Raw genomic sequence first — 15,082 nt, 5'->3', positions numbered from 1 at the left:
CATGGAGGGTGAATTGCGCGTAGTGTCCCGCCCCATGGCATGGAAGAACGCAGTCAACGGCGCCCTCCGCACCCTGACCGGTTACCAGCTGACCCGCCCTCAGGTGCCCGCCCCGCGCGTCGCCGCCCAGCCCGCCCCCGCCGCGCCCGAGCGGCCGAAGGTGCTCAGACTTCCGGCCGACTACGACGACGAGGCCAAGGAGATCATCCGCGCGGTGAAGCCGTGGACCATGACGTCCCCGGAGCGGCTCAACGCGTTCGTCCTCGCCACCCGGCACGTCGTCAGGCACGGCATCCCCGGCGACATCGTCGAGTGCGGCGTGTGGCGCGGCGGCTCCATGCAGGCCTGCGCCAGGACGCTGCTCGGCTGCGGCGCCACCGACCGCGACCTGTACCTCTTCGACACCTACGACGGCATGACGCCGCCCACCGACGAGGACCTGCGGCGCGACGGCACCCCCGCCTCCGACATCCTCGCCCGCAACTCCAAGGACAAGGCGATCTGGGCGTACGCGACCCTCGACGACGTCAAGTCCGGCTTCCAGGAGGTGCCCTACCCCGCCGAGCGCGTCCACTTCGTCCGGGGCAAGGTCGAGGAGACCGTGCCCGGCCGCGCCCCGGAGCGGATCGCGGTGCTGCGCCTGGACACCGACTGGTACGCCTCCACCAAGCACGAACTCGACCACCTCTACGACCGGTTGGTCCCCGGCGGCGTGCTGCTCATCGACGACTACGGCTACTGGCAGGGCTCCCGCCAGGCCGTCGACGAGTTCCTGGAGGAGACCGGCGCACGGCTGCTCCTGCTCCGCATGGACGAGGGACGGATCGCCGTCAAGCCGTGAGCGGGACCGCACCCGGTCCGCCCCGCTCACCCGAATGGCGCAGGCCGGGTGACCGGGGCGGACGTCGCCGGTTGTTAACGAGTGAGCCATCTCCAGCACACCCGGCTCACCCGGCTCCGGAAGGAATGTGCGCCGCGCATGACACCCCGACTCACCGTCGTCGTCCCCATCTACAACGTCGAGGACTATCTCGGCGACTGCCTGGAGTCGCTGTCGGCGCAGACCATGCGCGACCTGGAGGTCGTGATGGTCGACGACGGCTCCACCGACGGCAGCGGGACGATCGCGCGCGCCCACGCCGAGCGGGACACCCGGTTCCGGCTCGTCGAGCAGGCCAACGCCGGGCTCGGCGCCGCCCGCAACACCGGGATCCGGCACGCCACCGGTACCCACCTCGCCTTCGTGGACAGCGACGACGTGATCCCCGAGGGTGCCTACGAGCTGATGCTCGACACCCTCGAGGCCTCCGGCTCCGACTTCGTCACCGGCAACGTCTTCCGGCTGCGCGCCGACGGCTCCACCGCCCAGTCGCCGATGTTCCGCAAGATCATGGCCACCACCCGCACCGCCACCCACGTCACCCGCGACTGGGGCCTGCTCGCCGACCGCATCGCCTGCAACAAGGTGTTCCGCCGCGACTTCTGGCAGGAGCACTCCCTCGCGTTCCCCGAAGGAGTGCTCTTCGAGGACATCCCCGTCGTGCTCCCCGCCCACTTCCGGGCACGCACCGTCGACGTCCTGTCCGACACCGTCTACCTGTGGCGCGACCGCGACGGCTCGATCTCCAACAAGCGCGCCGTCCCGCGCGCCATCCAGGACCGCACCGCCTCCTGCGCCGCCGCCAGCCGCTCGCTCGCCGAGCGCGAGGAGTGGCAGGAGGGCAAGCGGCGCTACGACGCCAGCGTCGTCGCCGGCGACCTGTGGATGTTCATGCAGGCGCTGCCCGACGGCGACGCCGCCTTCCACGAGGCCTTCCTCGACCACGTCAACTCCTATGCGGACGGCGTCGACCCGGGCATCTTCGACGAACTGCCGCTCGGCCTGCGGGTGCGCTGGCGGCTGATCCGGCAGCGCCGGATGTCCGAACTCCTCGCCTACATGGCGTACGAGAAGAGCAACCCCGGCGCCTTCACCGCCCGCCGCGGGCTGCGCGGCCGCCGCGCCGACTTCCCCGTCCTCGGCGGCCGGCTGCCGCGCTCCGTCGTCGGCCTCGCCAAGACGGACCTGCCGCTCGACGCCCGGATCACCCGGGCCTCCTGGGACGAGGACGGCAGGCTGCGCCTCCAGGGCTACGCCTACGTGCGCAACCTGCCCGCGGGCCGGCTCACCGCCCGCGCCCGCGTCGCCTGGCTGCGCGCCGGCAAGCGCCGGGCCGTGCCGCTGCGGCTGCGCACCGTCCGCTCGCGCGAGGCCACCCTCGCCTCCAAACAGGGCCTGCACAACTACGACCGGGCCGGCTTCGAGACCGTCGTCGACCCGGCGAAGCTGGTCACCGGCCGCGCCAGCACCACCTGGAACCTGGAGCTCGGCGCCTGGGCCGGCGGCCTGCTGCCGCGCACCGGACCGGTCCGGCTGAGCGGCTCCGGCTCCGTCCCGCTGCGCCACCTCGACGACGATCTGCGGGTCGTGCCCACCCTCAGCGACGGCCGACTGCGGCTGCGCGTCGAGCGGCTCCAGGCCCGCCTCGCCGAGCACAGCGGTGATGGCGAAACCATCCGCCTCACCGGCGCCCTGGCCGCCGGCGCCCCCGGCACCCCGCTCGCCGTCCGCGTCGAGAACTGGCGCACCAAGGAGTCCCACGACCTGCCCGTGACCACCGACGGGCGCACCTTCACCGCCCGGGTCCCGCTCGCCCTGTTCGGCGGCGACCGCGACGCGGCCGACCCGTGGGGCGTCGCCCTGGTCCGCGAGGGCGCCACCCCCGGCAAGCCCGCCAAGGCCGTCTCGCTGCCGGTGCGCCCCGACATCGCCCCCGGCCGCTACGGACTCGGCGGCGGCCGCGAGCTGATGGTGCTCGCCAACCCGTCCGGCAACACCGAACTCCGCGACCAGGTCGTGCGCCCCGTCGTCGACACCGTCCGCTGGGAGGAGTGCGGCGAGGGCAGCGCCTGCCGGGACTGCGCGGACTGCCGCGAGCCCGGCCACCTGCTCCTCGCGGGCAGCTATCCGCTCGGCGGGGAGCGGGAGCTGGTCCTCGCCCACGACGGCCACGGCGAACAGGCCGTCACCCCGGTCACCGTCGCCGACGGCCGCTTCGAGGCCGTCCTGCGCCCGCACGCCGTCCCCGGGCAGGCCGGGATCCTGCCGCTCGCCGAGGGCACCTGGCAGCTGTACCTGCGCGCGCCCGGCGACAGCGACCCCGACCGGCGCGTCCCGCTGCTGATCGCCCCGGCCCGCCACGCCGACCTGCCGCTGCCGCGGGCCCTGCGCGGCCGGACCTTCACCGTGCAGCGCCGCCACCACGACCAGCTCGTCCTGCACTCCGGCTCCGCGCTGCCCGAGCAGGACCGCGGCCGCGCCGCCCAGGCCGCGCTGCGCGAGCGGTACGCCGCCCAGCGCACCCTGCCCCGCCGCGACGCGGTCCTCCACATCAGCTTCGACGGCCGCCAGTACTCGGACTCGCCGCGCGCCGTCCACACCGAACTCGCCGCCCGCGACACCGGCCTCGAACACCTCTGGGTGGTCCGCGACCAGCAGGTCGACCTGCCGCCGGACGTCACCCCGGTCGTCCTGTGGAGCGCCGACTGGTACGAGGCCCTGGCCCGCTGCCGCTACGTCGTCACCAACACCCACCTGCCCGAGTGGTTCGAGCGCGCCGACGGCCAGTACGTCGTCCAGACCTGGCACGGCACCCCGCTCAAGCGCATCGGCCGCGACCTGCTCGGCAGCGCCAGCGCCGACCCGAAGTACATCGCCACGCTGCCCGCCCGCGCCGACCAGTGGTCGCTGCTCGTCTCCCCGAACAGCTTCTCCACCCCGGTGCTGCGCGAGGCGTTCGGCTACACCGGCGACGTGCTCGCCTCCGGCTATCCGCGCAACGACCTCCTGCACGCCCCGGACCGCGACAAGCTGACCGCCTCGGTGCGCGAACGGCTCGGCGTGCCCGACGGGAAACGCGTCATCCTCTACGCCCCGACCTGGCGCGAGAACCAGCGCCGCACCGGCGGCAAGTACGGCCTCGACCTCCAGCTCGACCTGACCGCCGCCGAGGCGGCCCTCGGCGACGACCACGTCCTCCTCGTCCGCCGCCACTACCTCGTCGGCGGCGCCCTGCCCGAGAACGACTTCGTCCGGGACGTCTCCCGCCACCCCGACGCCGCCGAACTCCTGCTGATCGCCGACGTGCTGGTGACCGACTACTCCTCCATGATGTTCGACTTCGCGCAGACGGGTCGGCCGATGCTCTTCCACACCTACGACCTCGACCACTACCGCGACACCCTGCGCGGCTTCTACTTCGACTTCGCCGCGAAGGCGCCGGGACCGCTCCTTGGCACCAGCGACGAGGTGATCGCCGCGCTGCTCGACGCGGACGCCGCCGTCGCCGCGCACCGCGACGCCTACCAGCGCTTCCGCGAGGCGTTCTGCGACCTCGACGACGGCACCGCCGCCGCGCAGGTCGCCGACGCGATGCTCGCCCACGACATGCACGGGAGCAGCCGATGAACAGCGTGGAACCCGACGTCAGCGTCGTCCTCGACTGCCCGCCCGGCACCGCCGCGGCCGCCCTGCGCGACAGCGTCCGCTCGGTGCTCGACCAGACCCTCACCGCCACCGAGGCCGTCCTCACCGGGGCGGGCGCCGCCGAAGCGGGCGCCGCCCTCACCGCCGACCACCCGCGGCGGGTGCGCACCGGCGCCCCGCGCGGCACGCTCGTCCTGCCGCTGGCCCCGGGCGAACTCCTGGAGCGCAACGCCTGCCGCAACCTCCTCGCCGCCGCCCGCCGCACCGACGCCGACCTGATCGCGGGCCGCTGGACCCGGCGGACCGGTCACGGCACCAAGGACACCAAGGAGCACAGCCCCGCCTGGCAGCGGGAGCTGTACGGGCGCTCGCGCGTCGTCACCGATCCGGCCGAGGCCCCCGAACTGCTCGTCCGGGACGCGCTCACGGCCGGCTACGCGGTCCGGCGGCCCCGCTGGGCGGAGGGCGGCACGGGCTTCGACCTCGCCCTCACCGCCCGCAGGACCGCCCTCGTCCCCAACCTGATCACCACCCGGCGCCCCGCCCCCGACCCGCTCGGCGACCTGCCCGCCGCCGCCGCGGCGCAGCGCCACGCCCTCGCCCTGCTCACCGACCCCGCGCTGCGCGCCGCCCGCGCCCGCGCCTTCCTCACCGACCACGTCGTGCCGTGCGCCCGCGCCTTCCTCGGCGCCGCACCCGCCCGTCGCGCCGAACTCGCCGCCGCCTACGGCCCGTTGCTCGACGGTCTGATCGACGAGGGCGCGCTGCGGGACCTGGAAACCCTGGAGCGGATCGCCGCCGCGCTGCTCGCCGACGGGGACGCGCCCGGGGTGCACACCGCCGCGTACGCCCTGGCCCGGCCCGGCACCGTCGTCACCGCGCAGGTCCGCCACGAGGGACGCGCCTACTGGAGCGCGGAGCACCTGCATCCCTCGTACGACGTCGACGAACTCGGCGACGAACACCGCCCGTTGGCCGGACTGAAGCTGCTCAACCGCGTCACCCGGTGCGCCCGGGAGGACGGGCGCCTCGTCGTCGAGGGCGCCGTCGTGCTCCCGCCCGCGCTGCGCGACACCGAGCGCACCCATGTGCTCACCGGCAGCCTCGAACTCGTCGCCCGCGGCTCCCGCGCCCGGACCGTCACCGTGCCGCTCGACGACGTACGGCTGCGCGAGGACACCATCGCCTGGCGCGCCACCGTCCCGCTCACCACCGTCCTGCGCCCGCGCGGCATCGGCGACCGGAACCACGATCCCCGGCTGCTGCTCGGCATCGACGGCGAACGGCTCGCGCCGCTCGACCTGTTCGCCGAGAAGGCGGTCGTCGACACGAAGGCGACCGCGCTCCCGGCCCGCCCCCGCCTCGGCCGCCTCACCGCCGACACCTGGCAGCCCTACGTCACCGCCGGGCACCATCTCGCGGTCTGCCTGCTGCCCCGGCGCCGCCCGGCCCGCACGGCCAACAAGCTGGCCCACTACGCCACGAACTTCCGCCCGGCCCGCGTCGTCAAGCAGCGCTGGAAGAAGCTCCGCAAGAAGTTCGCGGCCCTGCACTCCCGGCGCACCAAGACCAGCGTCTACCGCCACCTGCTGCGCCGGCTGCCCGTCAGCCGCGGCACCGTCGTCTTCGAGAGCCACATGGGCACGTGCTACGGCGACAGCCCGCGCGCCGTCCACGAGGAACTGGTGGCGCGCCGCCGCGGCGCCCGCGTCGTGTGGTCCTACGCCGAGGACCCCACCGGGTTCCCGAAGGACGCCACGCTCGTGCGCCGCTGGTCCTGGCGGTATCTGTGGGCGCTCGCCCGCGCCGAGTGGTGGGTCGACAACCAGGGCTTCCCGCACGCCCTCGACAAGCCGGGGCACACCACGTACCTCCAGACCTGGCACGGCTCCGCGTACAAGCGGATGGGCTACGACGAGATCCGCCACAAGATGCAGAACGCCCCGCAGCGCGAGCAACTGATGCGCGCCGTCGGCCGGTTCGACCGGTTCCTCGTCCGCTCCGAGCACGACGTGACCACGCTGGCCCGCGCCTACCGCATCCCCGAGGAGCGGCTGATGCGCGTCGGCTATCCGCGCAACGACCGGCTCGTCGCCGCCCGCGCGCGCGACGAGCGCGAGGGCCGCTTCCCGCGCCCCGCCCTCGCCGCACGGCTGGGCATCCCCGACCACCGGACGATCGTCCTGTACGCGCCCACCTTCCGCGGCACGCCCAAGAACAAGAAGGCCCGGCTTCTGCTCGACGTGCGGAAGTTCGCCGAGCGGTTCGGCGACACCCACACGCTGCTCGTGCGCGCCCACTACATGGAGGCGGCGACCCTGCCCGTCACCCCGCCCGGCACCGTCCTCGACGTCTCCGCCCACCACGACGTCAGCGAACTCCTCTGCCTCGCCGACGTCCTGGTCACCGACTACTCGTCGATCATGTTCGACTACGCACTCCTGGACCGGCCCCTCGTGCACTTCGCCCCCGACCTCGACGACTACAGCGCGGAACGCGGCAGCTACTTCGATCTGCGGGCCCGCGCCGGCGGCCCGGTCGTCGACACCCAGGAGGAGCTGCACGCGGCCCTCGCCCGGATCAAGGAGACGGACGCGGACTGGCAGGAGGCGCGGCGCGCGTTCGCCGCCGAGTTCGGGGCCTACGACGACGGGGGCGCCGCCCGCGCCGTCGTCGACGCCCTCTTCACCCGGAAGGCGGGCCGGTGATGACGACGACCACCACGGCGACCCGGGAGCGGGACCTCTACCTCGTCGCCAACAGCACCGACGAGCTGGGCGGGGTCACCGCCTGGACCCATCAGATGGCCCGGCTGTTCCAGTCGGCCGGACACCGTGTGCACGTCATCGGCGTGCACAAGGCCGACCTGAAGATGGCCGTGCCCGAGGCCCCCGACTACCCGGTCACCGCGCTGTATCCCGAGCACCCGCTCACCGCCCGCCCGATGCGCGGCCGCCGCCGCTTCAGCGTGCCCGCGCGGCGCCGCGAGGCCCGCAGGCTGGAGGCCAAGAAGCGGGCCCTCGCCGAGCTGGACACGATCCTGGGGCAGGCGCGGCCAGGCTCCGTCGTCATCGTCACGCAGGTCTGGCCGATGGAGTGGCTGCGCGAGACCGACACCTCGCACCTCACGCTCATCGGCATGAGCCACGAGTCGTTCGCCTACTCGCGGGCCTGCCACCGCTACCACTGGGTGAAGCGGCACTACCCGCACGTCGACCGCTGGCTCGCCCTCACCCAGGAGGACGCCGACATCTGGACCGCCGAGGGCCTCGACAACGTCGGCTTCATGCCCAACGCCCTCGCCCACCTGCCCGCCGTGCCCTCCCCGCGCACCGCGAACGTCGTCTGCTCCATCGGCCGGCTCGCCGACCAGAAGGGCATCGACATGCTCCTCGACACCTGGGCCAAGGTGCTGCCGCACCGGCCGGACTGGGAGCTGCACCTGTACGGGGCGGGCGCCGACGAACCCGAATTGCGCCGCCAGGCTCTTTCGCTGGGCATCGAGGGCTCCGTGCGCTGGCAGGGCCGCACGGACGATGTGCCGGCCGCTCTCGCCGCCTCCTCCGTGTTCGTGCAGTCCTCGCGCGGCGAGGGGTTTCCGCTCGCGCTGATGGAGGCGATGGCCAGCGGGGTGCCGTGTGCCGCGTTCGACTGTGCGCCGGGGGTGCGGGAGATCGTGCGGGACGGTGAGGACGGGTTGCTCGCGCCGGCCGGTGACCTGGACGCGCTCGCCGACCGGTTGCTGCGGTTGACCGGTAATCCGCGGTTGCGGGACGCGATGGGGGAGCGGGCCCGGGTGAACGTCCAGCGCTTCTCCGAGGACCAGGTCCTCGACCAGTGGGAGGACCTGTTCGCCCTGCTGGAACGCTAGTCGGTCGGCTGCGGGTGCGTGGTGGCTGGTCGCGCAGTTCCCCGCGCCCCTGAAGGCATGCGCTGCGCGCGCCTTCCCCTGGACGAGCGAAGCTCGTCTCAGGGGCGCGGGGAACTGCGCGAGAAGCGGCCACCGGCCCGCGGGCGGGCTCAGACCCGGGGTGCCGGGGCCGGTTCGGCGCTCTGGTGGGGGACCGGGGCCCCGGCCACGGGCTCGCCGAACACCACCCGCCGCACCACCCGCTCCCCGGCACCCCCGTCCTCGTACGGACAGAACCGCTCCCGGAACGCGGCCCGCAACTGCGCGGAGCGCGACCCGCGCCAGTGCCCCGTGGCGAAGATGTCGATCAGCTCGTCCTCGGACCGGGCGACGGCGCCCGGCGGGAAGGAGCGCAGGTCGAAGTAGGTGCCACGGGCGGCCTCGTACGCCTCCCAGTCGTCGGCGTGGATGACGATCGGGCGGTCCAGGGCCGCGTAGTCGAACATCAGGGACGAGTAGTCGGTGACCAGCGCGTCCGAGGCGAGGCAGAGCGATTCGACGCTCGGGTGGTCCGACACGTCGATGAGCCGGGCGGCCGGGACACCGGTGAGCGGGGCCGCGTAGCTGTGGTGCGCGCGGGTGAGGAGCGTGAAGCGCGGGCCCAGGGTACGCAGCATCCGCTCCAGGTCCAGCGGGAGGCGCTGGCTGATCCGGTAGTCCCGGTGCGTGGGCGCGTAGAGGATCGCGATCGTGTCGCGCGGGATGCCGAGCGTCTCGCGCAGCCGGGCGGTCTCCTGCGAAGTCGCTGCCCGGAAGCGGTCGTTGCGCGGGTAGCCGTATTCGAGGGTCGTGTACGCGGCCGGGTAGGCGCGCTCCCAGGTCAGCGTGGAGTGCCGGTTGCCGGACAGGACGTAGTCCCACTTGTCGGCGTTGGCCAGCAGCTGCGCGAAGTCCGTGCCGCGGGCCGCCGCCGGGTGGTCCTGGAGGTCGAGGCCCATCTTCTTCAGCGGCGTCCCGTGCTGGGTCTGCACGAAGACCTGCTCGCGCCGCTTGACCAGCCGCCGGTCGAAGTTGACGTTGTTGACGAGGTACTTGGAGCGGGCGAGCGCCGTCCAGTACGCGGCCGTGCCCGGCGTCAGCCGCTTGGTGGCGGCCGGGATCGTGTGGTGGTGCTCCGGCGCCGCGATCCAGGACGTGCGCACGTGCGGGGCGTGGACGCGGAAGGCCTCCTCCAGGGCGCCCGGGTTGCAGCCGTGGCCGCGGCCCCAGTACGAGGCGAACACCGCGTCGTTCTCCCGTACGGGCAGCCGCAGCTGGATCCGGTAGTGGAGCTGGAGCGCGGCCGCCCTCAGCGAGCGGCGGGCCGACGCGAGGGCGCGGGACAGGCGCCGGCCGACCGCCATCGCGGCCCACAGGGCGCGGTAGGTGCGGTGGGTGCCGAGCCGGACCAGGGCGTGCCGCAGCCGGGTGCGACGGCTCACGCGGGCGCCCGGGGTGCGGAACCGGGCGTAGTGGCCGCGGGCCCGGCGCAGGAACTCGGCGCGGCTGCGGCGGGGGAGCCGGCCGCGCTTGGTGAAGAGCGTGGAGAGGTGGTCGACCATCCTGCGGAACATCGGCGCGCGCCACTGGGCGTCCAGGTCCGGGTGCTGGTCGAGGAACTCGAAGACGCGCTCGTACTGGTCGAAGATGTCGAAGTGGCGGCGCGAGGTCGTGCCGAGGATGTTGCCGCCGCGGCGCTGGCGGTAGTGCACGCAGACCCGGTCGAGGGTCGCCAGCGACTCGGCCGCCATCAGGACCGGATAGGTCCAGGGCGTGTCCTCGTAGTAGCCGGGCGGGAAGGTGAAGCCCTCGCGCTCGATGAACTCCCGGCTGTACGCCTTGTTCCAGACCACCATCAGCAGCTTCAGCAGGCCGGGCCGGTCGGCGAGGGTGAAGGGCGCCGGGCCGTCCTGGGCGAGCAGGTGCGCGAACTGGTTGCGCACCTCGCGGCCGTCCCAGAAGGTGCGCGCGTAGTCGAAGAGGAGGACGTCGGGGGAGCCCGCCTCCTTGACGCGGTCCGCGACCGCCCGCAGCGCGCCCGGGGTGAGGGTGTCGTCGCCGTCGAGGAAGAGGACGTAGTCGCCGGTGGCGTGCTTGAGGCCGGCGTTGCGGGCGCGGCCCAGACCCACGTTCTCGTCCAGGTGGACGGCCCGGACGCGGGCGTCGCGTGCCGCGAACTCGTCGATGATCTCGCCGCAGGCGTCCGGCGAGCAGTCGTCCACCGCGATCACTTCGAGGTCCGTGAAGTCCTGCTCCAGCACCGAGCCGAGGCATGCGTGCAGATACGCCTGCACCTTGTACGCGGGGACGATGACACTGAACCGGGGCAAGGTGACACATCCAGGGAGTCGGCGCGGGCATTCTGCCCGGGAACGGCCGACACGCAGGGAAGTTACGCACGATGCGGCATTCGGGGGAACGGCGCGGAGACGGCCGGGGGCGGGCCGGTGAACACCCGGCCCGCCCCCTCAACCACGCCTGTCGGGCGGCTACTTCACCGCGCCCGCCATCACGCCCGAGACGAACTGCCGCTGGAAGGCGAAGAACACCGCCAGCGGGATGATCATCGAGATGAACGCGCCGGGACCGAGCACGTCGACGTTGTTGCCGAACTGGCGCACCTGGGTCTGGAGCGCGACCGTGATCGGCTGGCTGCCCGCGTCCGTGAAGACCAGCGCGACCAGCATGTCGTTCCACACCCACAGGAACTGGAAGATGCCGAGCGAGGCGATCGCCGGAGCGGCCAGCGGCATCACGACCCGCACGAAGAGCCGCAGCTCACCGGCGCCGTCGAGGCGGGCCGCCTCCAGCAGCTCGCGGGGGATCTCCGCGAAGAAGTTCCGCAGCAGGAACACCGCGAACGGCAGCCCGAACGCGACGTGGAAGAGGACCACGCCGAGCACCGACCCGAAGATGCCGATGTCGCCGAAGAGCTTGGCGATCGGTACGAGGGCCAGCTGCACCGGCACCACCAGCAGCCCCACCACGATCAGGAACCACCAGTCGCGGCCGGGGAACTTCATCCACGCGAACGCGTAGCCCGCCAGCGAGCCGATCACGATGACCAGCAGGGTCGCGGGCACCGTGATCAGGATCGTGTTGAGCAGGGACTTCGTGATGTCGGAGTTCTCGAGGAGCTTGCTGTAGCTGTCGAAGGTGAGCTGCGACGGCTTGGAGAACACCTTCCACCAGCCGCTCGCCGCCATCTCCTCGGGCGAGCGCAGTGAGGAGAGCAGCAGTCCGACGGTCGGCACCAGCCAGAGCGCGCCGACCACGAGCAGCACGAACTGCACCAGGCCGCCGCTGACCTTCTCGCCGATCCGCCCCGCGAGCGACCGCTTGGCCCGCACCGTGTCGTCGAGGGTGCTCATCGCCGCGCCTCCTGCCTGAGTCTGCGCATGTTGAACCACATCACCGGGATCACGAGGAGCAGCAGGAGCACCGCGATGGCGCTGGCCAGGCCCTCGTTGTTCTCGTTGAACGCCGACAGGTACAGCTGCAGCGCCAGGACGTTGGCGTCGTCCTGGCTGGAGCCCGGCGCGATGATGTAGACGAGGTCGAAGATCTTCAGAACGTTGATCATGAGGGTGACGAGGACGACCGCGAGCACCGGCGCGAGCAGCGGCACCGTGACCCGCCGGAACACCTGCCACTCCGTGGCCCCGTCCACCCGGGCCGCTTCGAGCAGCTCCCGCGGGATGCCCGCGAGTCCGGCGCCGATGAGCACCATGGCGAAGCCCGCCCACATCCACACGTACGCGACCATGATCGACGTCGTCACGATGTTGAGGTAGAGGTCGAAGCCGCCCAGATGGACGGTGAAGAACTTCTTGTCGCCGAGCCAGTCGACGCCGTTGTACGCCTCCTTGAAGTTCGCGGCGGGCAGCCGGAGTTTCGCCCCGTCGGCGGCGGCGGGCAGGGTGAAGGTGCCGTCGGCGGCGGCCGTCGTGGACGCCACCACCTTGCCGCCCTTCACGGCCTCGATCCGCATGCCGGGGTAGCCCACCTCGGTGGAGTCGACGGCCTTCGCCTTGCCCACGCCCTTGCCGAGCGTGAAGTCCTGCCAGAGCGTGCCGGTGACCTTCCCCGGCGAGACCGCCGCCGCCTTCGCGGGTTTCGCGCTGTCGGGCATCTGGTCGGCGGCGACGCCGACCAGCGGCAGCAGATACGCCGTACCGGCCTTCACCGGTTCCTTGGTGAGGTACGGGCCGCCCGCCCTGCCCGCGAGCGGGTCGTTGGCGCGCGGATGGGCCTTGGGGAACGCGGAGGCCGAGCTGAACGTGTCGTGGACCGAGGTCCACACCGCGTTCACCGCGCCCTTGCCCGGGTCCTGGTCGTACACCAGCCGGAAGATGATGCCCGCGGCCAGCATCGAGATCGCCATCGGCATGAAGACGACCAGCTTGAACGCCGTGCCCCAGCGGATCCGCTCGGTCATCACGGCGAAGATCAGGCCGAGTGCGGTGGCGACCGTCGGGGCGAGCACCACCCACCAGATGTTGTTGTTGATCGCGGCCTTGGTGTCGGAACGGGTGAACAGGGTCTGGTAGTTGTCGAACCCGATGAACGAGCTGCCCGAGGCGTTGAAGAAGCTGCGCACGACGGAGTACCCGATCGGGTAGACGACGAGCGCGCCGAGCAGCACGAGCGCGGGCAGCAGGAAGAAGAACGCGACGGACCTGCGGGTACCGGTCACGCTCTTGAAGCGGCGGAGGACGGGGGCGGACCCGGGTGTCGCCGACGCGGCCCGGTCGGGCGGTGCGTCGGCGGGAACACCCGGGCCGCCGTCCTTGTCGGGTCCGGCGGCCGGGGTGGTCATCGCCGGATCAGTCCTTGTACGCCTTGACCGCGTCGGCCTCCAGCGTCCGCTGGGTGCCGGCGATGTCCTTCGGGTTCGTCAGGAAGTCCTGCAACGCCTTCCACTCGCCCTTGCCGGGCGTGCCGCCGAACGCCTGCGGGGTCTGGTCCGACATGTCGAAGCGGAAGCTGTCGCCGGAGTCGACGAGCGCCTTCGCGATCGTGCGCTGCACCGTGTTCGGGTACGCGGACAGCTCCACGTTCTTGTTCGGCGAGAGGTAACCGCCCAGCTTGGCCTGGATGGTGGCCGCATCGGGGGAGGCCAGGAACTTCACCAGGGCCTGCGCCGCCGGCGAGTCCTTGAAGATCACCGCGGCGTCGCCGCCGCTGACCACGGGCGCCTGGTCGCCGACCGCCGGGAACGGGAACACCTTCGCGTCCGTGCCGACCTTCGCCTTGGTCTGCTGGATGTTGACCTGCACGAAGTCGCCCTCGTAGACCATGGCGCCCTTGGGCTGGTCGCCGCCGGTGAAGGTCTGCTCGACGGACTTGGTGAACTCGGTCTGCACGGCGCCCTTGTTGCCGCCCGCCAGGTAGTCGCTCTTGCCCCACAGCTGGGCCAGCGTCGTCAGGGCCTGCTTGACCGACGGGTCCGTCCACTTGATCTTGTGCGCGGCGAGCTGGTCGTACTTCTCCGGGCCCGCCTGCGAGAGGTAGATGTTCTCGAACCAGTCGGTGAGCGGCCAGCCGTCGGCGCCGCCGACCGACACCGGCGTGACCCCGGAGTCGTAGAGCGCCTGGCAGGTCGTCAGGAACTCCTTCCAGGTCTTCGGCTCCTTCGCCGCCGCGTTCTCGAAGACCGCCGTGTTGTACCAGATCAGCGACTTGTTGGCGGCCTTGTAGTAGGCGCCGTAGCTCTGTCCGTCGACCTTGCCGAGGTCCTGCCAGCCCTGGCTGTAGTTCTTGGCCAGCTCGGCCTGCACGTCCTTGTCGAGCGGCTTCGCCCACTTCTTGTCGACGGCCTGCTTGATGGCTCCGGGCTGCGGCAGCATCGCCACGTCGGGCGGGGAGCCGCCCGCGACCTTCGACCCGATGAAGTTGATGATCGGGTCCTGCGCGGGTACGAACGTGACCTTCGCGCCCGTCCGCTTCTCGAACTCCGCGAGCACCTGCTTGAAGTTCTTCTGCTCGTCACCGGTCCACACGGCGGCGATCTCCAGCGTCTTGCCGTCCAGCTTCGGCAGTTGGAGGGAGGACCCGGAGGACTTCGACGGGTCCTTCCCGCTCGGCTCGTCGCCGTTGTCGTCGCCGCCGCACGAGGTGAGCGCGACGGCCAGTGAGCCCACGGCCAGGGCCACGGCTGCTCTGCGAAGGGTGGGTGTCCGAAGGGTGCTGCGCATCACTGCCCCGTTCTCGTCCTGAAGGCTGAACGTACGTACTGAGCGCTGTACTTCTGGCGTGTCGTGCGCTCTGGTCTACGCCCGACCAGGGAGGACCGGCAAGGGTGCCTGTCGCCTCCGGCGGGTGATCGTGACGGGGTCGTGATGGTGAACGTCGATAGGGGGCGCGGGAGTTGGGGTGGGGGTGAGGTTCGGCGCGTGGCGGGGTACGGGTGCCACCGCGGCTGCTCGCGCCGTTCCCCGCGCCTCTGAGGGGGTTGTCGTTCGGGTGCGGCTGGGTGGGGCTTCTCGCGCCGTTCCCCGCGCCCCTGAGGGGTTGTCGTTCGGGTGCCGCTCGGTGGGGGCTGGTCGCGCAGTTCCCCGCGCCCCTGAAGGCATGCGCTGCGCGCAGCCTTCCCCTGCCCCTGGGCGAGCGGAGCTCGCTTCCAGGGCGACCAAGTTCCTGGGCGGACACGGCACAGCGATCGGCGG

The 15,082-nt window shown here is 72.2% G+C and carries 8 protein-coding genes; 4 read left to right on the top strand and 4 right to left on the bottom strand.

Annotated features, from left to right (window positions below):
* Nucleotide 1 precedes the first annotated feature (1 nt).
* The 4 genes from ABZ930_RS28735 (at nucleotide 2) to ABZ930_RS28720 (ending at nucleotide 8,396) form a co-directional block, all read left to right on the top strand.
* Nucleotides 2-841 carry a TylF/MycF/NovP-related O-methyltransferase gene (locus ABZ930_RS28735; RefSeq protein WP_361553778.1) on the top strand — a complete coding sequence of 280 codons (840 nt, stop codon included), beginning with the start codon at nucleotides 2-4 and terminating at the stop codon, nucleotides 839-841.
* Nucleotides 842-979: 138 nt separating this feature from the next.
* Nucleotides 980-4,507, top strand: a complete 3,528-nt coding sequence (locus ABZ930_RS28730; RefSeq protein WP_361553775.1) for a CDP-glycerol glycerophosphotransferase family protein — start codon at nucleotides 980-982, stop codon at nucleotides 4,505-4,507.
* A complete protein-coding gene (locus tag ABZ930_RS28725) occupies nucleotides 4,504-7,233 on the top strand; it encodes a CDP-glycerol glycerophosphotransferase family protein (RefSeq protein WP_361553772.1) in 2,730 nt (909 codons plus the stop codon). The genes ABZ930_RS28730 and ABZ930_RS28725 overlap by 4 nt, the downstream gene beginning before the upstream one ends.
* Nucleotides 7,233-8,396: a glycosyltransferase gene (locus ABZ930_RS28720; protein WP_361553769.1), complete on the top strand. Its 1,164-nt coding sequence runs from the start codon at nucleotides 7,233-7,235 to the stop codon at nucleotides 8,394-8,396. The genes ABZ930_RS28725 and ABZ930_RS28720 overlap by 1 nt, the downstream gene beginning before the upstream one ends.
* A gap of 149 nt (nucleotides 8,397-8,545) precedes the next feature.
* On the opposite strand, the gene ABZ930_RS28715 is transcribed toward ABZ930_RS28720, so the two are convergent.
* The 4 genes from ABZ930_RS28715 to ABZ930_RS28700 all read right to left on the bottom strand — a co-directional run bounded on the left by ABZ930_RS28715 (nucleotide 8,546) and on the right by ABZ930_RS28700 (nucleotide 14,611).
* Nucleotides 8,546-10,744: a bifunctional glycosyltransferase family 2 protein/CDP-glycerol:glycerophosphate glycerophosphotransferase gene (locus ABZ930_RS28715; protein ID WP_361553766.1), complete on the bottom strand. Its 2,199-nt coding sequence runs from the start codon at nucleotides 10,742-10,744 to the stop codon at nucleotides 8,546-8,548.
* A 159-nt stretch (nucleotides 10,745-10,903) separates the two neighbouring features.
* Complete coding sequence (locus ABZ930_RS28710; protein WP_361553763.1) at nucleotides 10,904-11,785, bottom strand: carbohydrate ABC transporter permease; 882 nt, start codon at nucleotides 11,783-11,785, stop codon at nucleotides 10,904-10,906.
* Nucleotides 11,782-13,110, bottom strand: coding sequence for a sugar ABC transporter permease (locus ABZ930_RS28705; RefSeq protein ID WP_361553898.1), 1,329 nt, complete (start codon nucleotides 13,108-13,110; stop codon nucleotides 11,782-11,784). The genes ABZ930_RS28710 and ABZ930_RS28705 overlap by 4 nt, the downstream gene beginning before the upstream one ends.
* Nucleotides 13,111-13,240: 130 nt before the next feature.
* Nucleotides 13,241-14,611, bottom strand: a complete 1,371-nt coding sequence (locus ABZ930_RS28700; protein ID WP_361553760.1) for an extracellular solute-binding protein — start codon at nucleotides 14,609-14,611, stop codon at nucleotides 13,241-13,243.
* Nucleotides 14,612-15,082 lie beyond the last annotated feature (471 nt).

Source organism: Streptomyces sp. NPDC046716, from assembly GCF_040645755.1.
Classification (GTDB): domain Bacteria; phylum Actinomycetota; class Actinomycetes; order Streptomycetales; family Streptomycetaceae; genus Streptomyces.
Note: the sequence above shows the minus strand (reverse complement) of the source record. Positions and strands in the feature narration are given on the sequence as shown.

What these genes read in the sequence shown, in the direction of transcription:
- ABZ930_RS28735 (WP_361553778.1), top strand. Translation starts at nt 2, where the DNA reads ATGGAGGGTGAATTGCGCGTAGTGTCCCGCCCCATGGCATGGAAGAAC.
- ABZ930_RS28725 (WP_361553772.1), top strand. Translation starts at nt 4,504, where the DNA reads ATGAACAGCGTGGAACCCGACGTCAGCGTCGTCCTCGACTGCCCGCCC.
- ABZ930_RS28710 (WP_361553763.1), bottom strand. Translation starts at nt 11,785, where the DNA reads ATGAGCACCCTCGACGACACGGTGCGGGCCAAGCGGTCGCTCGCGGGG.
- ABZ930_RS28720 (WP_361553769.1), top strand. Translation starts at nt 7,233, where the DNA reads ATGACGACGACCACCACGGCGACCCGGGAGCGGGACCTCTACCTCGTC.
- ABZ930_RS28700 (WP_361553760.1), bottom strand. Translation starts at nt 14,611, where the DNA reads ATGCGCAGCACCCTTCGGACACCCACCCTTCGCAGAGCAGCCGTGGCC.
- ABZ930_RS28730 (WP_361553775.1), top strand. Translation starts at nt 980, where the DNA reads ATGACACCCCGACTCACCGTCGTCGTCCCCATCTACAACGTCGAGGAC.